This window comes from Pseudomonas sp. M5A4_2d (assembly GCF_053345295.1).
Genome location: NZ_JBKEZW010000001.1, coordinates 942996 through 963937, shown reverse-complemented (window position 1 = coordinate 963937; position 20942 = coordinate 942996). Strand labels below are relative to the sequence as shown.

The window sequence follows — 20942 nt, the reverse complement described above, 5'->3', positions numbered from 1 at the left end:
TTGGGAGGCTCTTTGAACCTGGAATTATCTGAATAATTCTGTATTAAGCCGTTGCAGCATGTAACGACTGCGGATTGGGGTGGAAAAAAACGTGTTCCAGAATGGGGCCTATCGCCACTTCACCAATTTCCTCATAGCCCTGGCGCTTGTAAAAATCCAGATAGCGCGAATCGCCAGTATCGAGCACGACGCCTGATGAGTGCGGGTCATCGGCGCACCAGTTGTGCACGGCTTCCAGCAACTGTTCGCCGTAGTGTTTGCCCTGAAATTGCGGGTGAATGCCCAACAGCGGCAGCACATGCACCGACTCGCTGGGCAGGCACGCCAGCACTGCGTAATGGTATTCCAGGTAACGCCGAGTACCGCGCACCCCGGTGCTCAACCACATCCGCAATTGCCAGGCCCAGCTCTCGGTGATACCCAGGCGCCGCTGCGGTGGCGCGATCAGCGCGATGCCGATGAGCCGGTCGTTGACGAACAGCCCGATGGCGGGAAGTTTCTGAAAAAAGTGCTGCTTGACCAGTTCGCGCACGGTGGCCCGTACCCGCTGTTCATAACCCGAACGCTCGGCCTCGAAGATATAGGCGAAGGTCGGCTCATGCCGATAAGCCTGGTACAACAAGGAACGCGCCTCGCGGGAATAGCCGCTGTTGAGCAGGCGAATGTCGGCGATGGCAGTCGAAGTGTCAGGCATGCAGTTAATCTCCCTGGGCGCCATTCAAAAGATGGCGTTCTTATGGGTACGAACCTAAGCAGCACCAGTCGTTCCCAGACATTAGCAGTGCATCCGCCCTACCGCCACGCTGGCCCCCGTCCGACTTGTCGGCTAGCATCGCCTTTTTGCCAGACTGGACTGCCGACCATGAAAATCGTCTCCTTCAATATCAACGGGCTGCGCGCCCGCCCTCATCAGCTGGCGGCGCTGATTGAAAAGCATCAACCCGACGTGATTGGCCTGCAGGAAACCAAGGTCCACGATGACCAGTTCCCGTTGGCCGAAGTGCAGGCACTGGGCTACCACGTGTACTACCACGGCCAAAAAGGCCACTACGGCGTGGCCTTGCTCTCGCGCAAAGAAGCATTGAGCGTGCACAAAGGGTTTGCCAGTGATGAAGAAGACGCCCAGCGCCGCTTTATCTGGGGCACCTTCGCCGATGAGAACGGCAACCCCGTGACCGTCATGAACGGCTACTTCCCCCAGGGCGAAAGCCGCGACCACCCCACCAAGTTCCCGGCCAAGCAGCGCTTCTACGCAGACTTGCAGCACCTGCTGGAAAGCCAGTTCAGCAATGACCAGGCGCTGGTGGTGATGGGCGACGTGAACATTTCTCCGGAAGATTGCGACATCGGCATCGGCGCCGACAATGCCAAGCGTTGGCTGAAAACCGGTAAGTGCAGCTTCCTGCCGGAAGAACGCGAGTGGATGGCGCGCTTGAAGAACTGGGGCCTGGTCGACAGTTTCCGTCACTTGAACCCGGACGTGACCGACCGCTTCAGCTGGTTCGACTACCGCAGCCGTGGTTTCGAGGACGAGCCCAAGCGTGGGCTGCGCATTGACGTGATCATGGCGTCCAACGGCTTGCTGTCACGGGTCAAGGATGCTGGTGTGGACTACGATTTGCGCGGTTTGGAAAAGCCATCGGACCATGCGCCGATCTGGCTCGAACTGAGCTGACACCATTACTCAGTGTGGGAGTTGGCGTGCCCGCTCCCACACGTTGATCAGCGGCTTACCCGTCATATTTATGCAACCTGCCTGACTTAATCTGGCGGCACTCCCTTTGGCTTAAGAAGGTGCCGGCATGATGCTGCGCGTTCTGCTCCTGTTGCTCCTGCCCCTCTACGCTGTCGCCACTCCCCTGCCCGTTCCCGATCAAGGCCCCGCATTGCGTATCCAGGGCTCCAATACCATTGGCGCGGCCTTGGGGCCCGCGTTGGTCAAGGGTTTGATGGAGCACCAGGGCTTGCAGACGGTACACAGCGAGCCCGGCGATGGCGCCAACGAACGCCGGGTGATCGGCACGACACGTCAGGGCAAGACCGTGACTATCGAGGTGGCCGCCCACGGTTCCAGCACCGGGTTTAGCGCGCTCAAAAACGCCAGCGCCGACCTCGCGGCGTCGTCCCGGCCGATCAAGGACAGCGAACTGGTTGACCTGGAACCCCAGGGAGACCTGAAAAGCCCCGAGGCCGAGCAAGTGATCGCCATAGACGGCCTGGCAATTATCCTGAACCCGCAAAACCCGTTGAATACCTTGAACACCGACCAACTGGCGCAGATCTTCAACGGCGAGGTCAGCACCTGGGAGGCGCTGGGCGGCACCGGCGGTGCCATTCATTTATATGCCCGGGATGATCAGTCCGGCACCTACGACACCTTCAAGGAACTGGTGCTACGCCTGCGCGGTAAGCCTCTCGCATCGTCCGCCAAGCGCTTCGAGTCCAGTGAAGCGTTGTCCGACGCGGTGAGCCATGACCCACAAGGCATCGGGTTCATCGGCCTGCCTTATGTGCGCCAGGCCAAAGCCGTGGCGATTGTCGACGGTGACTCACAACCCATGCAGCCGCTGACCAGCCTGATTGCCACCGAGGATTACCCGCTGTCACGCCGCTTGTATTTCTACTGGCCGCCATCAAGCCGTAACCCTTGGGCCAAGGCATTGGTGGACTTTACCCAGAGCAGCAAAGGCCAGGCGATTGTGGCTGCCAACGGTTTTATCGCGCAGCAAGTACAGGCAATTGGCGTGGAGCCGCGCAACTCAATGCCCGAGGACTATCAGGCCATCGCCCGTGATGCCCAGCGCTTGACGGTGAATTTTCGTTTCGAGGAAGGCAGTGCCAGCCTGGACAACAAGGCTCGCCAGGATTTGCAGCGGGTGGTGGCTTATATCCGCAGCCACGGCAAGCTCGACAGGCACGTGACACTGGTGGGGTTTGGTGATGCCAAGAATGACCCGCAGCGTGCGGCGCTCTTGTCAAAATTGCGGGCGATGGCGGTGCGCCGGGAATTGGTCAAAAGCGGCGTGGTGCTGCGCGATATTCGCGGGTTCGGCGCGCAGATGCCGGTGGCGGCGAATACGGCGGATGAGGGCCGGATCAAGAATCGGCGGGTGGAGGTTTGGGTGTACTGAACCTTGAGTTTTATGGTGTAAACACTGGCCTCTTCGCGGGCAAGCCCGGTCCCACATTCGACCTCATTCTCATGTTGGAAATCGGTCAATTATGGGAGCTGGCTTGCCCGCGATAGGGGCGACGCGGTGTTACTGCCCGCTGCGCATCAGCTCTTTAGGCACATACTTGCCGATCTCGAACTTGCCGATCGCCGCGCGGTGTACTTCATCCGGGCCGTCGGCCAGGCGCAAGGTGCGTTGCATGGCGTACATGTAGGCCAGCGGGAAGTCGTTGGACACTCCGGCACCTCCGTGGATCTGGATCGCGCGGTCGATCACCTTCAACGCCACGTTCGGCGCCACGACCTTAATCTGGGCGATTTCGCTTTTCGCCACTTTGTTACCGACGGTATCCATCATGTAGGCCGCCTTCAAGGTCAGCAGGCGCGCCATGTCGATTTCCATCCGCGAGTCGGCGATCTTGTCGATATTGCCGCCCAAGCGTGCCAATGGCTTGCCGAACGCGGTACGGCTGACGGCGCGTTTGCACATCAGTTCCAGCGCACGCTCGGCCATGCCGACGGAGCGCATGCAGTGGTGGATACGGCCTGGGCCAAGGCGACCCTGGGCAATTTCAAAGCCGCGGCCTTCACCGAGCAGTACGTTTTCATACGGCACGCGCACGTTGTCGAACAGCACTTCAGCGTGGCCGTGAGGGGCGTCGTCGTAACCGAATACCGGCAGCGGGCGCACGATCTTCACGCCGGGGGTGTCCACCGGCACCAGGATCATCGAGTGCTGCTGGTGACGCGGTGCATCCGGGTTGCTCAGGCCCATGAAGATCAGGATCTTGCAGCGCGGGTCGCAGGCGCCGGAGGTCCACCACTTCTTGCCGTTGATCACCCACTCATCGCCCTGGCGTTCGGCGCGGGCGGCCATGTTGGTGGCGTCTGAGGAGGCCACGTCCGGCTCGGTCATGGCAAAGGCCGAGCGGATCTCGCCGCGCAGCAGCGGTTCGAGCCAGCGTTGTTTCTGTTCTGCGTTGGCGTAGCGCACCAGCACTTCCATGTTGCCGGTGTCGGGGGCGGAGCAGTTGAACGGCTCCGGGCCCAGCAAGGAGCGGCCCATGATCTCGGCCAGCGGCGCGTATTCGAGGTTGGTCAGGCCGGCGCCCAGTTCGGATTCCGGCAGGAACAGGTTCCACAGGCCTTCGGCTTTAGCCTTGGCTTTCAGCGCCTCCATGATGGCGGTGGGCTGCCAGCGGTCACCTTCGCTGACCTGGCGTTCAAACACCGGCTCGGCCGGGTAAACGTAAGCGTCCATGAACGCGGTGACGCGTTCACGCAGTTCCTGAACCTTGGGCGAATAGGCGAAATCCATGAGCAGCTCCCTTCTCTGAGAGGTTGTTTAGGTCATGCAATCGATGCTAGAACAGCGCTGATAATTTACCTAGCCTATTCTCGGCGTGTATTAACATTCATCACCGATATATGATCGGCGCATGGGCACTTAACAAATCGCCACCTAACAATAAGAGCGCAACGACATGAATCTGAGCAAGGTCGACCTCAACCTCTTTATCGTCTTCGACGCGATCTATACCGAAGCCAACCTGACTCGCGCCGGGCAGATTGTCGGCATCACCCAGCCGGCGGTGTCCAACGCACTGGCGCGCCTGCGCGAGACGTTCAACGACCCGCTGTTCGTGCGCACCGCCCAAGGCATGGTGCCTACGCCGATGGCGCAGAACATCATCGGCCCGGTGCGCAACGCGTTGTCGCTGCTGCGGGTGTCGGTGCAGGAAAGCCGTATTTTCAACCCGCAACAGGCGGCCAAGACCTATCGCATCAGCATGACCGACCTTACCGAGGCGGTGATTCTGCCGTTGCTGTTCCAGCGCCTGCGCCGCCTGGCGCCGACCGTGGTGATCGAGAGTTTCCTGTCCAAACGCCGCGAAACCACCAAGGAGCTGGCCGCCGGGCGCCTGGACTTTGCCGTGGACGCGCCGCTTAACACTGACCCGCAAGTGCGCCATGTCAAGCTGATGGAAGACCGCTACGTGTGCGCCATGCGCAAGGGCCACCCGATGGCGGGCAAGGACAAATTCACCCTGGACGACTACCTGTCACTGACCCATATCCATATCTCCAGCCGCCGCAACGGCTTGGGCCATGTCGACCTGGCGTTGGGCAAAATGGGCATCCAGCGCAAGATCGCCCTGCGCTCCCAGCATTACCTGATGGCTTCGCAAGTGTTGCAGCAGACCGACATGGTCATGACCGTGCCCGAACGCTTCGCCCGCCGCCACGAACTGCACTGGTTCAACCTGCCAGTCAACGACGTACCGCCCGTGGAAACCCACCTGTACTGGCACGAAAGCACCGACCAGGACCCGGCCAACCGCTGGATGCGTGAGCAGATGATCGAGTTGTGCCAGCAGGTGACGGCGCATGAGAAGAAGCTCGATAGCAAGCAAGCTTGAGCGTCGCAGGGGGCTTGCTTGCGCTGGGCTGCACGGCAGCCCTTGACGTTTACGTCAACGTGCCATTAGCTTAGCGCCAAGACCTTCTTGAGCGCCCCCATGAGCACGACCTACAGCATTTCCGACCTCGCCCGCGAGCTCGACATTACTACCCGCGCCATTCGTTTCTATGAAGAACAAGGCCTGCTGGCCCCTGAACGTCGGGGCCAGGAGCGCATCTACTCGGCGCGGGACAAGGTCAGCCTCAAGCTGATCCTGCGTGGCAAACGCATCGGCTTCTCCCTGGCCGAATGCCGCGAGCTGATCGAACTCTACGACCCTACCAGCGGCAATCACATCCAGCTCAACAGCATGCTGGCCAAGATCGCCGAGCGCCGCGAGCAGCTTGAGCAACAGTTGCTGGATATCGAACAGATGAAGCTGGAACTGGACACCGCCGAAGAGCGTTGCACCCAGGCCCTGGCACAGACCATGAGCCAGGTTGGCCAATAACCAGAAGGTAGCTGCAATGTCCCTCCCCTCACACGTACGCCTGGTGGAAGTCGGCCCACGCGACGGATTACAGAACGAAGCCCAGCCCATCAGCGTGGCCGACAAGGTCCAGTTGGTGGATGCCCTGACCGGCGCAGGCTTGCGCTATATCGAGGTTGGCAGTTTTGTGTCGCCCAAATGGGTGCCGCAGATGGCCGGCTCGGCCGAGGTGTTTGCGCAGATTCAGCGCAAGCCCGGCGTGACCTACGGCGCACTCGCACCGAACCTGCGCGGGTTTGAAGATGCGCTGGCTGCAGGCGTGAAGGAAGTGGCGGTGTTCGCGGCAGCGTCCGAGGCGTTTTCCCAGCGCAATATCAACTGCTCGATCAGCGAAAGCCTGGAGCGCTTTGCGCCGATCATGGCGGCGGCCAAGCAGCACGGTATCAGCGTGCGCGGCTATGTGTCGTGTGTGTTGGGTTGCCCTTACGAAGGTGACATCGCCCCGGAACAGGTCACGGCGGTCGCGCGCGAGTTGTATGCCATGGGCTGCTATGAGGTTTCCCTGGGCGACACCATCGGCACCGGCACGGCGGGCGCCACGCGGCAGCTGTTTGAAGTGGTCGGCGCGCAGGTGCCACGGGACAAGCTGGCCGGGCACTTTCATGACACTTACGGCCAGGCGATTGCGAATATCTACGCCAGCTTGCTGGAAGGCATAAACGTGTTTGATAGCTCTATCGCCGGCCTTGGCGGCTGCCCCTACGCCAAGGGTGCCAGCGGTAACGTCGCCACCGAGGATGTGGTGTACCTGCTCAATGGCCTGGGTATCGACACCGGAATCGACTTACAGGCGTTGATTCGCGCGGGCCTGCAGATCAGTCAGGTGCTGGGGCGCCCAACCGGTTCGCGTGTGGCAAAGGCCCGAACAGCCGGTTGAGTAGCTTAGCCGTGACAATGTGTTACCGCACCGCTACATATCGAGTAACACGGGAACATATTTTGTCTTATTTGCCGTAGGTCATTTCCCACGAAAAAACCAAGCCATTGATTTTAAACAACTTTTAAAAGTTGGCACGGCTTCTGCTACCTCTATTGCATAACAAGAATAAAAAGCGCCAAACCTAATAAAAATAAGACGAAACGACTCTGACATAACAAAAACAACACGGCAGAGACGCAGCTAACAGATTTTTTTGGAGAAGATGTGCTTCGCAGGGTACGGCGTGCCGAAACCCGCAACCGGTTAGAGAAAAATAAAACTACCTCAGGTAGCTACCCACTGGTTGGATCGATTACGAAGAAGCAGATCAGCGCTCAAAAAAATACGTTTGCTCTTGACCCCGGATGGGGGTCGCCAAAAACAGCGGTAAAGGGTAACGGTTGCCAAAAACAACAATAGACCGCCCCTCAATAATAAAAAAAGAGCACGCAACGACAAATTAAAGGGGACCTTCGGGTCCCCTTTGTGCTTTCTGGCGCACGGGTTCAGACGGGGACGGGCCTATCCAGTATTGATTGGGTAACAGCCACCAGCGCACGTTTTTCCTCTACCGCCCAACGCTCTCCCACCGCAATGCGTTGCGTTGATAGAAAGTCCGCTTGCGGCATTCCCGCAGGCCCGACAATCTGCTGGCGCTCTAAACCAAAAAGCCTCATCACGTCTTCCAATGCCTCGTTTATATCCTCTAGATGCGAGACACGAGCCCCGTCATTCTCGGCCTCATCATAGGCTCTGACGCACGTTTCGAGGTCATCCAACACCGACGATTGTTCTTGTAGTAATTGTTTGGTTTCACCGAAGTGTTGCTCAATCTCTTGGGCATAGAGACTCGTCAGGTGATTGCCCCAAAAGGTCTCTTCCACCAAGAAGCGCGCCAGCGCACCCGGCACGGCCTCCTGCTCCAGCACGGTTTCGCCAGCTTGGCGGATGAGTGGTTCACTGACCGGGTACAAGTGCGCAAACGTCAAGAGGCGCGGCTGAAGCGGTAAGTTGAGCCGATCGGCCAGGGACGTTCGATAAACCAGATCCACCTCGATACCTTCACTATAGGGCTCTCTGGGCCAATCAACGACACCTGCCGCGCTCGCAATCCGGCGTACCTCGCGCTCGGCGTTATCTGCGTCGCGGGCCCCAGGCGCGCCCAACTCCGCTGCGGCTTGTGCGGTATCTGCAGCGGCTGTTGCCGCCAGAGCGGCTTCGGCCAAAGCCGTGACGCCGGGCGAGCCTTGTTCTCCAGCCACCGTCGCAGCCATGTTCAGCGCATCCGCAGCAGCACGTGCGTGCAACGCCGATTCACGCCCCGCAATATCAGCGCTGACCAGTTTATCCAGCTCCACCAGACGAAAATGGCCCCTGCCCAGCTCTATCAGCCTCGGCTCTACCTGCAAAGTACCCGCGTCAAGCTTGGCTTTATGAATCCGCACCTGCAGACGGAGTTTGAACAGCACGTCAGTGCGTTGGTCCGTACAGGTCCCAGGGGCGTCGACCGCCTTGAAAATTTCCTGACGAAGTGCCTCATCGTCCGAAACATCTTTTATCAGCTCCCAGACTTGCCCAGCGATCCCGGCACGCGCATTCGCTGCCTTGTAAGTGGCCGAACGGGTCATGTCCGCAATCAACCGAAAGAAAGCATCCGCACCAGGTTCTGACCGAAGGTCGCGCCATAGCTGCTCCAGTTGCACACGCTGAGCGGCCGGCATTTCCTCAAGCCAAATCAACAAAGCAACGCTCTCGGTGACATGCCGTGACATCGCCCTGTCGAGCAATGCCACACCACTGCGCTGTCGATAGGCTTCAATTCGATCCCGGGTTTGCTCGGACAGTGGATTCTCACCCAATGTCGTCCCCCTGTTCTGCTGCGCTGTTCGCTGAAACAACGTTTCAGGCAGTTCCTCCAGCAGGTTGCTACGCAAGTCCAGACGCGTTAACCAACGCAGCTCCAGCCCTCCGACGGGCAATACGTTCAATCCGCAATTGGCCAGGTAGAGTTGATCCAACCGCGTCATAGCACTGACATCAGGTGCCAGCAGCAGAGGGTTGTTCGCCAGTGAGAGCATCCGCAAGTGGTTCAAGTGCGCCAATGCCGCCACGCTGTCAGCGGTCAACTGCAGTTGGTTGTTCGCCAGGGACAATCGGCTCAGCCCGCTCATACTGCCAATAATCTTCGGCAGATGAGTCAAGCGATTTCCACTCAAATCCAGGTGACGCAGCCCCTTGAAGGAACCCAGAAACTCGTCGACATTATTCGACAGCCTCATGTTTCGCAGCGTCAGACTTGCGACGTGGGGCATTTCAACCGTTAACGTCGGCAAGTCTTCGACAAGCCAATCACTGAGGTCCAAGGCGTAACCGGTCACCTCATCGGCATTATTGCGGACAAGCTCGGTACGTCGCTGCCAGCACCTCTTTATCCGCTCTGCCACCTTCAATTTATTAGGCGCAGTGCCTGCCCATTGCTTCAAGTCCTCACTCAACCGGTCAAATTCAACCTGCATCCGGCGAACCTCCTTGAGCATGAAGGCATCGCCCTGCCCCTTGACGTTCAGGTAGCCCTCTATTTGCTCCAGCGTCGAACCGGGATAGAGCTTCTGAGCTTTGAGACGGCATTGAATGGCACGCGTTGAAGGCGTTACCGCGCCGTCACCACGGGCACCTTGAGCCAATCCCATCGGCGATTGATAGCCTTGCTCGACGGCGGGCATATCGAGGGTGTCCCGTAGCTCAGCAGGGGTACGCGCCTGCCGTTGCAAGGCACGGCGAAAATTCGTCCAACGCGCTTCCGCAGGGTAAACCATGACCTCGACATCAGGCCTCGGCACCCACTCAAACAGTGACGCGTAGAACCTGTCGGTGTCATAGGAATGCCAGGTGCTCCCTACGCGACCATCGGCACGCTTGATCCAGACATGTCTGCGTTTGGCATCGAGTGGTCCGATACTGTCCAACACCGGCCCCATGTAGGTGCCGTCACGCAACTCGATACGTACGGTGTCCGACCACCCCGGCATATTTTCCAGAGTGTGCAGGGCGAGACGCGCCATGTCTTCGCTCATGCCTACAGGGAGGTAGAGGCCTTCGTAGGCGCGCTGCAAGCGAAATGCGTCGAGGTATTCGCGCGCCTCTTGCGAAAGCTGCAAAGGCGGTCGTTGGGTGGTAATCAGTTGCTGACGCTGAGCCTCATCCATATGTTCCAGCAATTGCTCGACGGCTACGTCGGGCAACGCGGGAAACGCCTCCTGGATCCAGCGAGCAGGCGCGTCTGGACTCTGAGGTACGGCGTTCAACAGCTCATCACGCTTGAGCCGGGCCGCCCGTGCCAGCCGCAGTCTTAACCTCGACAGGGTCATGCCGGGATCACGCGGGCGGCGCAACAAGTTGGTCAGTTCCCACGAGTAACTGCCTGAGGAAGGATTTTTACTGAGCCCTTCGCGCAGCCGGGCTTCCTGGACATCCTCGCCCAACAAGACCTGCAACTGTTCGTCGCTCAGCTCCGCGACCACCGTATCAAGCAATTGCCCGCTGTACAGCGCCTGGCTGCTGATCGCTACCTGGGCCTTCGCTTGGGAACCCGCAGGCGCCTGATAAATCGTGGCGCCTTGTTCAGTGTCGATGACACTCAGGCCCCTGGACGGCGGCCAGATTCTTTCGTGGGTCAGCAGTTCCACCTGCAGGTCAGGATCTGCCTGGCTGTAGACCTCGGCGTCGGGACTGCACATCTGCTCCATAAAAGCGCTGTAACGACGACCGATCTGAAAACGTCGGATGCTCTCGGCCAATAATGGTGGCGGTGGCGACAGGTCGATATACATCCTGCGCAATTGATCTTCGTGAATACCGCTGACCTGGTAAATCTGCTCTAACTGCTCGTCGCTGAGCCCGTCCACCGAAGGGCCTATACGCCGCATAAGCGTGCGCCGGTCCCAACTGAGCGGTTGCTCGAATTCGTGTACCCAGGCGCCCATACCGTTATGCACGACGCGTGGCGCATACCGTCGTAAATCGCTGGGGTGGCGGAGCGTGAATGCGCCATCCGCATTCGCCAGTGCGTAATAACGCCCGTTCTGCGCCGACAAGTAACGTTTGCCGGCGTGGGTATACACACCCAGGGAATCCGGGCGTGTGCCCGGTGGTAGGACCACGGATTGTTGGTAATCGTCGACATTTGGCCTTGCCAGGCGTGTTTTCCCCTGGGGCGAGACCACATGCACCCACCCTTTGACGTACTCAGACTCGCTGATGACTGGAATCAGCTGGTGCCCGGCAGCCACAAACGCCAGGTTCAGCATGATCCCTGACGCATGCGCCCACGCCTCTTTCGTATCACCTTCCCTGATCGCGGAAACGGTCTCCTCAAGCTCACTCATCATTTGAATGGCACCGACCATCATCATCAACGGGCCTAACCCCGGCACTACGAATGACGCCAGATTGAGGACATCCAACGCAGCGCTGCCAACGGCCTGCAACCATTCGCGCTGGGCGCGCTTGTCTTGATCAGCGGTCGACACCACCAGTGCCTTGGCGTTATTGCGAGTCAGGGTGAGTTTCTGCTGTGCCCAGGAGTGCCAATCGACGTAGTACGTTGTTGCGAATATCCGAGGCCGGTGGTGCCCCGCACTGCTATCCAACGTGAAGTTGTCATGGGGCTGATAGATGTCTTGAGGATCCAGGGTCTGTTTAACCGACGTAAAAAATTCATGCTGGTACTCAACCGGAATAAATTGACTGAAAAACATTCGGTACTTGAACGCGCACAGACGCTTGGCCAAATCATCGGCCACGGCCCAGAGCGAGGTGTATTCCGTCAGGGGCTTGTCCGGATCACCCGGTACGTAAAGCAGGTAGTTTTCAACCCGTGGGGTGTCCGTGTAAAACAACATGATCTGCCTGGTTTGGACACGCGCGATGGTCGGGGTGGAACACATCATATTGAGACCCCTCCAACTGACGACCTTGCGCCCTAGCCGGTAGGCGGCGTAATCCGTGATCATCTGGAAGCTATCCGCTTCGATGTGTTTACGCGCCAGCGCTATCCGGGCCTGCACCTCCAGTTGTATTTTTTGATACGTCACCAGTTCCCTCAGCAGTGCCGTGGCCGCCGTGCCTGCCTCGGTGCCTGGAGGGTCAACGGGCGCAAGCACTGCGTTAACATGTGCCTGGTACTGCTTACCCAGATCGAGGCGGCGACACAGGGCCGCAAACCGATGGGCAGGCAGTGTCAGCGCCAGCTGTTTGACCGCAAATTCAGTGGGCAATACTGCGCTGTCAGCCTGAAAATCGAACCGGGTAATCAGCTGGCAATCGTCGCATGATCCCGCAATCCCTTCGTCAGCAGAGAAGTTACCCATCGCGGCTTCCAGCAACGTGATGCCGGAGTAGTAATAGTCCCTGGGCCCACCAACACCTGTCGCAAACGCAAATGCCCCGCCAAAATCGCTGCGTTCATCGACACGGTTGCGGTAGTAAATTTTGCGTGCGTAAAAGGTTTTCCTGACATCCAAATCAAGGTTGAGCTGCGCTTTTATCGCCTTGACCAATAACGGCTCGACAAATTCGACGCTGTCCTTGAGCCCATCAAAAATCCGATCGACCGCATTCAATGCAGCCCAACCGTCGGCATGAGCCGTGTGGAGGTTTTCACGCTCAAGGGTACTGGCGCTGCGGTAAAAGTCCGGCACCTCAAGTGCAAATTCAGCCAGTTCACGCTTACGGCGCAATGAAGAGTCGGCATACCAACCCGGGATGTGCTCCCGGATTGGCCCCACATGAATGCTTTGCGCCTCTACCAGTGCGTAGGCGGTGTCTATATCGGGCATATCCGGTCCAGTGAGTGTTCTCAAAAGACCAATTTAATGAGCTACTTTTGCGCCGGGGGCTAAGTAGTTAACGCGTCAGTTCCTCAATGCTGATCTCACGCATGCGAAACTTCTGGATCTTGCCGGTTACGGTCATCGGAAACTCGTCGACGAACTTGAAGTGCTTGGGCGTCTTGAAGTGTGCAATGCGGCCCTTGCACCAGGTTTGCAGCTCCAGCTCGTTGGCGACATGGCCGGGATGGAACTTGATCCACGCCACAATCTCTTCACCGTAACGCGCATCCGGGATGCCAATGATTTGCACGTCGGCCACCGCCGGGTGGGTGAAGAAAAACTCCTCCAGCTCACGCGGGTACACGTTTTCACCGCCGCGAATAATCATGTCCTTGTTACGCCCGGCGATGCACACGTAGCCGTGCTCGTCCATGGTCGCCAGGTCGCCGGTGTGCATCCAGCCCGCGTCATCGATGGCGTCGCGGGTGCCGTCGGGGTTGTTCCAGTAGCCGAGCATCACGCTGTAGCCCCGGGTGCACAATTCGCCGATCTCACCGCGTGCAACCGTATTGCCATCGATGTCGATGATCTTGTTTTCCAGTTGCGGCTGAGTGCGCCCGACAGTAGTGACACGGCGCTCGAGGTCGTCATTGGCGCCGGTCTGCAGTGACACCGGGCTGGTTTCGGTCATGCCATAGGCGATCTGCACCTCGCCCATGTGCAGCTCGCTGATGACACGGCGCATGACCTCGATGGGGCATGTAGCGCCGGCCATGATGCCGGTGCGCAGGGTCGACAGGTCGAACTCGCCCCGGCGCGGGTGATCGAGCAACGCGATGAACATCGTCGGTACCCCGTACAGCCCGGTGGCGCGCTCTTCGGCAACGGCAGTGAGCGTCAGCAGCGGGTCGAAGCCATCATTGGGGTAGATCATGGTGGTGCCATGGGTGATGCAACCAAGGTTGCCCATCACCATGCCGAAGCAGTGATACAGCGGCACCGGGATCACCAGGCGATCCTGCGCCGTGAGGCCCAGGCTTTCACCGACCATGTAACCGTTATTGAGGATGTTGTGGTGACTGAGGGTGGCCCCCTTGGGGAAGCCGGTGGTGCCGGAGGTGTACTGAATGTTGACGGCTTGATCGAAGTGCAGGCTGGCCTGGCGGCTGTGCAGTTGTTCGGGCGGGACGCCTGCGCCGAGGGCCGACAATTGTGACCAGGGCAGGAATCCTGCGGGCGGGCTGGGGTCGAGGCTGATCATGGCACGCAGGTCCGGCTGCAACTCTTGCAGCATGGCGTGGTAATCGGAGCCCTTGAACGACCCCGCACACACCAGCCACTGGCAACCGGATTGCTTGAGGACGTACGCCAATTCACTGCTGCGATAGGCGGGGTTGATATTCACCAGAATCACCCCGAGCTTGGCGCTGGCGATTTGGCTGATACACCACTCGGCGCAATTGGGAGCCCAGACACCGAGGCGGTCACCGGTTTGCATGCCCAAGGCGAGGAACGCGCGTGCGTGCAGATCAACAGTCTCGGCCAATTGTCGCCAGGTGTAGCGGCGTTGCTGATGACGCACCACCAGCGCTTCGCCATCGGGGTATTGCAAAACCGTGTTGTCGAAGGCTTGGCCGATAGTCATGGCCAGCAACGTCTTGTCCTGAGCGCCACGGCTGTAGCTCTGATTCAGTTGATCCATAACGACCCCTTTTGTCTTTTTTGTAAGGTGGACGGCGGTTGCTTGACGTAAACGTAAACTACGATTGACAGCCTCGCAACGCAAGCTTACGTTAACGTAAAGGTGAGCAACCTCCCCCGGCGCTCAACCCACACAAAAACAATGCTCACATTAAGGTGCCTGTCCATGAGTTACCCGTCCCTGAACTTCGCCCTCGGCGAAACCATCGACATGCTGCGCGATCAGGTGCAGTCCTTCGTGGCCAAGGAAATCGCTCCCCGCGCGGCACAAATCGACAGTGACAACCTGTTCCCCGCCGATATGTGGCGCAAGTTCGGTGACATGGGCTTGCTCGGTATCACCGTGCCGGAAGAGTACGGCGGCGCCGGCCTGGGTTACCTCGCGCATGTGGTCGCCATTGAAGAAATCAGCCGTGGGTCGGCCTCGGTCGGCTTGTCCTACGGCGCCCACTCCAACCTGTGCGTCAACCAGATCAACCGCAACGGCAGCCACGCGCAGAAGCTCAAGTACCTGCCCAAGCTGATCAGCGGCGAGCACGTCGGCGCGCTCGCCATGAGCGAGCCGAATGCTGGCTCCGATGTCGTCTCGATGAAACTGCGCGCCGAAAAACGCGGCGACCATTACGTGCTCAATGGCAGCAAGACCTGGATCACCAACGGCCCCGACGCCCATACCTTCGTGATCTACGCCAAGACCGACCTGGAAAAAGGCCCTCACGGCATCACCGCCTTTATCGTCGAGCGCGACTGGAAAGGCTTCAGCCGCAGCAACAAATTCGACAAGCTGGGCATGCGCGGCTCCAACACCTGCGAGCTGTTTTTCGATGACGTGCAAGTGCCGGAAGAAAACATCCTCGGCGTACTTAATGGCGGCGTCAAAGTGCTGATGAGCGGCCTGGACTACGAACGCGTGGTGCTGGCGGGTGGCCCGATCGGCATCATGCAAGCGTGCATGGACCTGATCGTGCCGTACATCCACGATCGCAAGCAGTTCGGCCAAAGCATCGGCGAATTCCAGCTGATCCAGGGCAAGGTCGCCGACATGTACACCCATCTCAACGCGGGTCGCGCCTACCTGTACGCCGTGGCCCGGGCCTGCGAGCGCGGCGAAACCACACGCAAGGATGCCGCTGGGGTGATCCTTTACACCTCCGAGCGCGCCACGCAAATGGCCCTCGACGCGATCCAGATTCTCGGCGGCAACGGCTACATCAACGAATTCCCCGCCGGGCGACTGCTGCGTGACGCCAAGCTGTACGAAATTGGCGCCGGCACCAGTGAGATTCGCCGCATGTTGATCGGTCGCGAACTCTTCAACGAAACCCGCTGACGGAGCGCGCCCATGGCCACCTTGCACACCCAGCTCAACCCGCGCTCGGCGGAATTTGCCGCCAACAGCGCGGCGATGCGCCACCAGGTCGACGCCCTGCACACGCTGCTCGCCCACGTGCAACAAGGCGGCGGCGCAAAAGCCCAGGAGCGGCACACTTCACGCGGCAAGCTGCTACCTCGCGAGCGAATCAACCGTTTGCTCGATGCTGGCTCGCCGTTCCTCGAACTCAGCCAACTGGCTGCCCATCAGGTGTATGGCGAAGACGTACCCGCCGCCGGCGTGATCGCCGGGATCGGCCGCGTGGAAGGCGTCGAATGCATGATCGTCGCCAACGACGCCACGGTAAAAGGCGGTTCGTACTACCCGCTCACAGTAAAAAAACACCTGCGCGCCCAGACCATCGCCGAGCAAAACCGCCTGCCGTGCATCTACCTGGTGGATTCCGGCGGCGCCAACCTGCCCCGCCAGGACGAGGTGTTCCCCGACCGCGAACACTTCGGACGCATCTTCTTCAACCAAGCCAACATGAGTGCCCAGGGCATCCCGCAGATCGCAGTGGTGATGGGCTCGTGCACCGCCGGCGGCGCGTATGTGCCGGCGATGGCCGACGAAGCGATCATGGTGCGCCAGCAAGCCACGATATTCCTCGCCGGGCCGCCACTGGTAAAAGCGGCGACTGGCGAAGTGGTCAGCGCCGAAGACCTGGGCGGTGCCGATGTGCACTGCAAGATCTCCGGCGTAGCCGACCATTATGCCGACAGTGATGAACACGCCCTGGCCCTTGCACGGCGCAGCGTGGCCAACCTTAACTGGCGCAAACAGGGTGAGTTACTGCAACGCACGCCGGTGGCGCCGCTGTACAGCAGCGAAGAGCTTTACGGCGTGATCCCGGCCGACGCCAAGCAGCCGTTTGATGTGCGCGAAGTCATCGCGCGCCTGGTGGATGGCTCGGTGTTCGATGAGTTCAAGGCGCTGTTCGGCACCACCTTGGTGTGCGGCTTTGCCCACCTTCACGGCTACCCGATTGCGATCCTCGCCAATAACGGGATTCTGTTTGCCGAAGCGGCACAAAAAGGCGCGCACTTTATCGAACTGGCCTGCCAGCGCGGGATTCCCCTGCTGTTCCTGCAGAACATCACCGGCTTTATGGTCGGCCAAAAGTACGAAGCCGGCGGCATCGCCAAGCATGGCGCCAAGCTGGTCACCGCAGTGGCCTGCGCCAAGGTGCCGAAGTTTACGGTGATCATCGGCGGCAGCTTTGGTGCCGGGAACTATGGCATGTGCGGGCGCGCCTACGACCCGCGGTTTCTGTGGATGTGGCCAAACGCGCGCATCGGCGTAATGGGTGCCGAACAAGCGGCCGGCGTATTGGTCCAGGTCAAGCGTGAACAGGCCGAACGCGCTGGCGTCGGTTTCAGCGCCGAGGAAGAAGCCGCCATCAAGCAGCCGATCCTCGACCAGTATGAAACCCAGGGCCACCCCTACTACTCCAGCGCGCGCCTGTGGGATGACGGTGTGATTGACCCGTTGCAGACCCGCGACGTGCTGGCGCTGGCCTTGTCCGCTTCGCTGAATGCCCCCATCGAGCCGAGCCGCTTCGGCGTGTTCCGCATGTAAATGGAGCTGTACCCATGAGCGATTTCAACACCCTCGAACTGATCACCGACAGCCGTGGCTTTGCCACCCTGTGGCTCAGCCGTGAAGCCAAGAACAACGCGTTCAACGCCGAGATGATCCGCGAACTGATCATCGCCCTCGACCAGGTGCAGGGTGATTCATCCCTGCGTTTTTTGGTGCTGCGCGGACGCGGCAAGCACTTCAGCGCCGGTGCTGACCTGGCCTGGATGCAACAATCTGCCGAGCTGGACTACCACACCAACCTGGACGACGCCCGCGAGCTGGCCGAACTGATGTACAACCTAGCCAAGCTGAAAATCCCGACGCTGGCGGTGGTACAAGGTGCGGCCTACGGTGGCGCACTGGGCTTGATCAGCTGCTGCGACATGGCGATTGGGGCCGATGACGCCCAGTTCTGCCTGTCGGAAGTGCGCATCGGCCTGGCACCGGCGGTGATCAGCCCGTTCGTGGTGCAGGCCATCGGCGAGCGTGCGGCGCGGCGCTATACCCTGACGGCCGAGCGTTTTGGCGGCCAGCAGGCACGGGATATCGGTTTGTTGGCGGAAAGTTACCCGGTGGCCGAACTGGACCAGCACGTAGAACAATGGGTCGCCAATCTACTGCTTAACAGCCCGGCCGCCATGCGCGCCAGCAAGGATTTGTTGCGTGAGGTGGGCAACGGCGCACTCACCCCGGCCCTGCGTCGTTACTGCGAAAACGCCATTGCGCGGATTCGCGTCAGCGCCGAGGGCCAAGAAGGGTTGCGGTCCTTCCTGCAAAAACGCTCGCCCAGTTGGCAAGCCCAGGAGCCCCGTTCATGAGCACACTGACCACTGTACTGGTGGCCAACCGCGGCGAAATTGCTTGCCGAGTGATGCGCACGGCCAAGGCCATGGGGCTGACCACCGTGGCCGTGCACAGCGCCACGGACCGCGATGCGCGCCATAGCCGCGAAGCGGATATTCGTGTCGACCTGGGTGGCAGCAAGGCCACCGACAGCTACCTGCAAATCGACAAGCTGATCGCCGCCGCACAGGCCAGCGGCGCCCAGGCGATTCATCCGGGGTATGGTTTCCTGTCAGAAAATGCCGGATTTGCCCGTGCAATTGAGGCGGCGGGTTTGATCTTCCTCGGCCCGCCCGCCTCCGCCATTGACGCCATGGGCAGCAAATCGGCAGCCAAGGCGTTGATGGAAAAGGCCGGCGTGCCTCTGGTGCCGGGTTATCACGGGGACGCTCAGGACCTGGAAACCTTTCGTGATGCCTGTGAGCGTATCGGTTATCCGGTGTTGCTCAAGGCTACGGCCGGGGGCGGCGGCAAAGGCATGAAGGTGGTCGAGGAGGTCAGCCAACTGGCCGAAGCCTTGGCGTCGGCCCAGCGGGAAGCGCTTTCATCCTTCGGCAACGGGCAGATGCTGGTGGAAAAATACCTGCTCAAGCCGCGCCATGTGGAAATCCAGGTGTTTGCCGACCAGCACGGCCACTGCCTGTACCTCAATGAACGCGACTGCTCGATTCAGCGTCGTCACCAAAAGGTGGTGGAAGAAGCACCGGCGCCGGGCCTGAGTGTTGCACAGCGCAAAGCCATGGGCGAAGCCGCCGTGCGCGCCGCCCAGGCGATCGGCTACGTGGGCGCAGGCACGGTGGAGTTTTTGCTGGACTCGCGTGGCGAATTTTTCTTTATGGAGATGAACACGCGGCTGCAAGTGGAGCATCCGGTGACTGAGGCGATTACCGGCCTCGACCTGGTGGCCTGGCAGATTCGTGTCGCCCAGGGTGAGCCACTGCCGATCACTCAAGCGCAGGTGCCGTTGATGGGGCATGCGATTGAAGTGCGCTTGTATGCCGAGGACCCGGCCAATGATTTCCTGCCGGCCACCGGGCACCTTACGCTGTACCGCGAATCTGCGCCGGGACCGGGCCGCCGCGTGGACAGCGGCGTCGAACAAGGCGACAGCGTTTCACCGTTCTACGACCCGATGCTCGGCAAACTGATTGCCTGGGGTGAAGACCGTGAACAGGCGCGTCTGCGCTTGTTGAGCATGCTGGATGAGTTCGCCGTGGGCGGGCTCAAGACCAACCTCGGCTTCTTACGGCGCATCATCGGCCACCCGGCGTTTGCGGCAGCTGAATTGGATACCGGTTTTATTCCGCGCTATCAGGACCAGCTACTGCCCGTGGCCGGCGCCTTGAGTGATGAATTCTGGCAGGCAGCGGGCTCGGCATTTATGCAGAGTTTGCCGGCCGGTGACGGTCCTTGGGCGGATACGCGCGGGTTTCGCACGGGATTACCGGCCGATGTTTCGCTGCACCTGAGCTGCAATGGGCAGGATCATCTGGTAAGGCTGTGCCAGAGCCCGCCGCAGTTGCAAGGTGAACAGTTATGGACCGAACACAACGGCGTACGCCGCGCTCATCTGGCGGTGCGCAACGAAGACACCGTGTACCTGCGCTGGAACGGTGAGATGCACGCAGTCAGCCTGTTTGACCCGATTGCGGCGGTCGAGGCCAACCAATCTCATCAGGGTGGCCTCACCGCGCCGATGAACGGCAGCATCGTGCGCGTGCTGGTGGAGGTCGGGCAAACCGTGGAAGCCGGGACCCAACTGGTGGTACTGGAGGCGATGAAGATGGAGCACAGCATCCGCGCGCCGCAAACCGGCGTGGTCAAGGCGCTGTTCTGCCAGGAAGGCGAAATGGTTGCCGAAGGCAGTGCCTTGGTGGAACTCGAAGCAGCGGACTAAAACTTCGCAGTGGCTTGCACGACGACCCCAAGAATTCGGCAATCGTCAGTGAAGCGTAATTTGGGGTAAGTCGGGTTGAGCGGTACCAGGTAAAGCTGGCCGCTCTCTTCCATTAACTGGCGAAAGGTCGCCTGGGTGCTGTCGGCCCATTGAGCGACCACCAGTTTACCGGGTTCGGCATCGATGGCCGGGTCCACCAGAATCATCATGCCTGCACCGATGCTCAGTCCGCTGGGGGCGGTCATGGCGTCTCCTGTCACAGGCAGCCAGAAGGCTTCACCGCGGGCGTGGTAATCGGTCAATTCGAATCGCGCAGCGCCGTAGGTCGGGCGTTCTTCACGAACTTCACAGACGCCCTTCCAGTCGCTGACCGGGTAGCGAAAATACGGGTTGTAATGTTTTTCCAACGCCGGCGCTTCATGGGCTCTCTCGCGAATTTCCAGCGCCACTTCCAGATCGCCCAGCCCTAACTCGGCAAGTACCCGGTTCATGTCCGCCAGGCTCGGCACACGACGTTTGTTGAGCCAATGCCCAACGCCGCCCTGGGACATGCCCAAGCGTTCGGCCAGCTCGTCCTGCGTGACCTTGCGGTCTTTCATGTTGGTTTTGACCAACGCTATCCAGTTATCCATGAGGCGTGACGATACGTTGCGTATTCGCCACGACAATAAACAG

The 20942-nt window shown here is 59.9% G+C and carries 14 protein-coding genes; 9 read left to right on the top strand and 5 right to left on the bottom strand.

Going from position 1 to position 20942, the window contains the following annotated elements; all coding sequences use genetic code 11:
• Positions 1 to 43: 43 nt before the first annotated feature.
• On the bottom strand, positions 44 to 694 hold the full coding sequence (locus ACLBW8_RS04475; RefSeq protein ID WP_064452970.1) for a GNAT family N-acetyltransferase: 651 nt from the start codon (positions 692 to 694) through the stop codon (positions 44 to 46).
• 168 nt (positions 695 to 862) lie between these two features.
• On the opposite strand from ACLBW8_RS04475, the gene xthA reads away from it, so the two are divergent.
• Entirely contained in the window at positions 863 to 1675 is an 813-nt protein-coding gene (gene xthA, locus ACLBW8_RS04470) for an exodeoxyribonuclease III (RefSeq protein ID WP_064452971.1), read from the top strand.
• A 127-nt stretch (positions 1676 to 1802) separates the two neighbouring features.
• The gene (locus ACLBW8_RS04465; RefSeq protein WP_447804685.1) at positions 1803 to 3131 is read left to right on the top strand and encodes a substrate-binding domain-containing protein; all 1329 of its coding nucleotides are present in this window, start codon (positions 1803 to 1805) and stop codon (positions 3129 to 3131) included.
• Between the two features lie 129 nt (positions 3132 to 3260).
• Here ACLBW8_RS04465 and ACLBW8_RS04460 read toward each other — a convergent pair whose 3' ends face one another.
• Positions 3261 to 4490: an acyl-CoA dehydrogenase gene (locus tag ACLBW8_RS04460; protein ID WP_447804684.1), complete on the bottom strand. Its 1230-nt coding sequence runs from the start codon at positions 4488 to 4490 to the stop codon at positions 3261 to 3263.
• A 166-nt stretch (positions 4491 to 4656) separates the two neighbouring features.
• Between ACLBW8_RS04460 and ACLBW8_RS04455 the strand changes: the two genes are divergently transcribed.
• The 3 genes from ACLBW8_RS04455 (at position 4657) to ACLBW8_RS04445 (ending at position 7000) form a co-directional block, all read left to right on the top strand.
• The gene (locus ACLBW8_RS04455; RefSeq protein ID WP_447804683.1) at positions 4657 to 5592 is read left to right on the top strand and encodes a LysR family transcriptional regulator; all 936 of its coding nucleotides are present in this window, start codon (positions 4657 to 4659) and stop codon (positions 5590 to 5592) included.
• A gap of 99 nt (positions 5593 to 5691) precedes the next feature.
• Entirely contained in the window at positions 5692 to 6084 is a 393-nt protein-coding gene (locus ACLBW8_RS04450; protein ID WP_053256917.1) for a MerR family transcriptional regulator, read from the top strand.
• Between the two features lie 16 nt (positions 6085 to 6100).
• On the top strand, positions 6101 to 7000 hold the full coding sequence (locus ACLBW8_RS04445) for a hydroxymethylglutaryl-CoA lyase (protein ID WP_447804682.1): 900 nt from the start codon (positions 6101 to 6103) through the stop codon (positions 6998 to 7000).
• Between the two features lie 548 nt (positions 7001 to 7548).
• Here the strand turns inward: ACLBW8_RS04445 and ACLBW8_RS04440 are convergent.
• Together ACLBW8_RS04440 and ACLBW8_RS04435 are read right to left on the bottom strand one after the other, a co-directional pair.
• Positions 7549 to 12879, bottom strand: a complete 5331-nt coding sequence (locus ACLBW8_RS04440; protein ID WP_447804681.1) for an NEL-type E3 ubiquitin ligase domain-containing protein — start codon at positions 12877 to 12879, stop codon at positions 7549 to 7551.
• A 67-nt stretch (positions 12880 to 12946) separates the two neighbouring features.
• A complete protein-coding gene (locus tag ACLBW8_RS04435; protein ID WP_447805016.1) occupies positions 12947 to 14566 on the bottom strand; it encodes an AMP-binding protein in 1620 nt (539 codons plus the stop codon).
• Between the two features lie 174 nt (positions 14567 to 14740).
• Between ACLBW8_RS04435 and ACLBW8_RS04430 the strand changes: the two genes are divergently transcribed.
• Genes ACLBW8_RS04430 through ACLBW8_RS04415 form a run of 4 tightly spaced genes read left to right on the top strand, consistent with a single transcriptional unit; the run spans position 14741 to position 20267 of the window.
• The gene (locus ACLBW8_RS04430) at positions 14741 to 15904 is read left to right on the top strand and encodes an isovaleryl-CoA dehydrogenase (protein WP_447804680.1); all 1164 of its coding nucleotides are present in this window, start codon (positions 14741 to 14743) and stop codon (positions 15902 to 15904) included.
• A gap of 12 nt (positions 15905 to 15916) precedes the next feature.
• Positions 15917 to 17524 (top strand): carboxyl transferase domain-containing protein, encoded by a 1608-nt coding sequence (locus tag ACLBW8_RS04425; RefSeq protein WP_064452977.1) that lies wholly within the window; start codon positions 15917 to 15919, stop codon positions 17522 to 17524.
• 14 nt (positions 17525 to 17538) lie between these two features.
• The gene (locus ACLBW8_RS04420) at positions 17539 to 18345 is read left to right on the top strand and encodes a gamma-carboxygeranoyl-CoA hydratase (RefSeq protein WP_447804679.1); all 807 of its coding nucleotides are present in this window, start codon (positions 17539 to 17541) and stop codon (positions 18343 to 18345) included.
• A complete protein-coding gene (locus tag ACLBW8_RS04415; RefSeq protein ID WP_447804678.1) occupies positions 18342 to 20267 on the top strand; it encodes an acetyl/propionyl/methylcrotonyl-CoA carboxylase subunit alpha in 1926 nt (641 codons plus the stop codon). Before ACLBW8_RS04420 ends, ACLBW8_RS04415 begins: the two co-directional genes overlap by 4 nt.
• Here the strand turns inward: ACLBW8_RS04415 and ACLBW8_RS04410 are convergent.
• The gene (locus ACLBW8_RS04410; RefSeq protein ID WP_447804677.1) at positions 20264 to 20899 is read right to left on the bottom strand and encodes a LexA family protein; all 636 of its coding nucleotides are present in this window, start codon (positions 20897 to 20899) and stop codon (positions 20264 to 20266) included. The genes ACLBW8_RS04415 and ACLBW8_RS04410 overlap by 4 nt on opposite strands.
• Positions 20900 to 20942 lie beyond the last annotated feature (43 nt).

Excerpts from the sequence above, each read along its gene's own strand:
- ACLBW8_RS04450 (WP_053256917.1), top strand. The coding sequence starts at position 5,692 with ATGAGCACGACCTACAGCATTTCCGACCTCGCCCGCGAGCTCGACATT.
- ACLBW8_RS04410 (WP_447804677.1), bottom strand. The coding sequence starts at position 20,899 with ATGGATAACTGGATAGCGTTGGTCAAAACCAACATGAAAGACCGCAAG.
- ACLBW8_RS04465 (WP_447804685.1), top strand. The coding sequence starts at position 1,803 with ATGATGCTGCGCGTTCTGCTCCTGTTGCTCCTGCCCCTCTACGCTGTC.
- ACLBW8_RS04445 (WP_447804682.1), top strand. The coding sequence starts at position 6,101 with ATGTCCCTCCCCTCACACGTACGCCTGGTGGAAGTCGGCCCACGCGAC.
- ACLBW8_RS04460 (WP_447804684.1), bottom strand. The coding sequence starts at position 4,490 with ATGGATTTCGCCTATTCGCCCAAGGTTCAGGAACTGCGTGAACGCGTC.
- ACLBW8_RS04475 (WP_064452970.1), bottom strand. The coding sequence starts at position 694 with ATGCCTGACACTTCGACTGCCATCGCCGACATTCGCCTGCTCAACAGC.
- ACLBW8_RS04425 (WP_064452977.1), top strand. The coding sequence starts at position 15,917 with ATGGCCACCTTGCACACCCAGCTCAACCCGCGCTCGGCGGAATTTGCC.
- ACLBW8_RS04420 (WP_447804679.1), top strand. The coding sequence starts at position 17,539 with ATGAGCGATTTCAACACCCTCGAACTGATCACCGACAGCCGTGGCTTT.
- ACLBW8_RS04455 (WP_447804683.1), top strand. The coding sequence starts at position 4,657 with ATGAATCTGAGCAAGGTCGACCTCAACCTCTTTATCGTCTTCGACGCG.
- ACLBW8_RS04430 (WP_447804680.1), top strand. The coding sequence starts at position 14,741 with ATGAGTTACCCGTCCCTGAACTTCGCCCTCGGCGAAACCATCGACATG.
- ACLBW8_RS04415 (WP_447804678.1), top strand. The coding sequence starts at position 18,342 with ATGAGCACACTGACCACTGTACTGGTGGCCAACCGCGGCGAAATTGCT.
- ACLBW8_RS04440 (WP_447804681.1), bottom strand. The coding sequence starts at position 12,879 with ATGCCCGATATAGACACCGCCTACGCACTGGTAGAGGCGCAAAGCATT.
- xthA (WP_064452971.1), top strand. The coding sequence starts at position 863 with ATGAAAATCGTCTCCTTCAATATCAACGGGCTGCGCGCCCGCCCTCAT.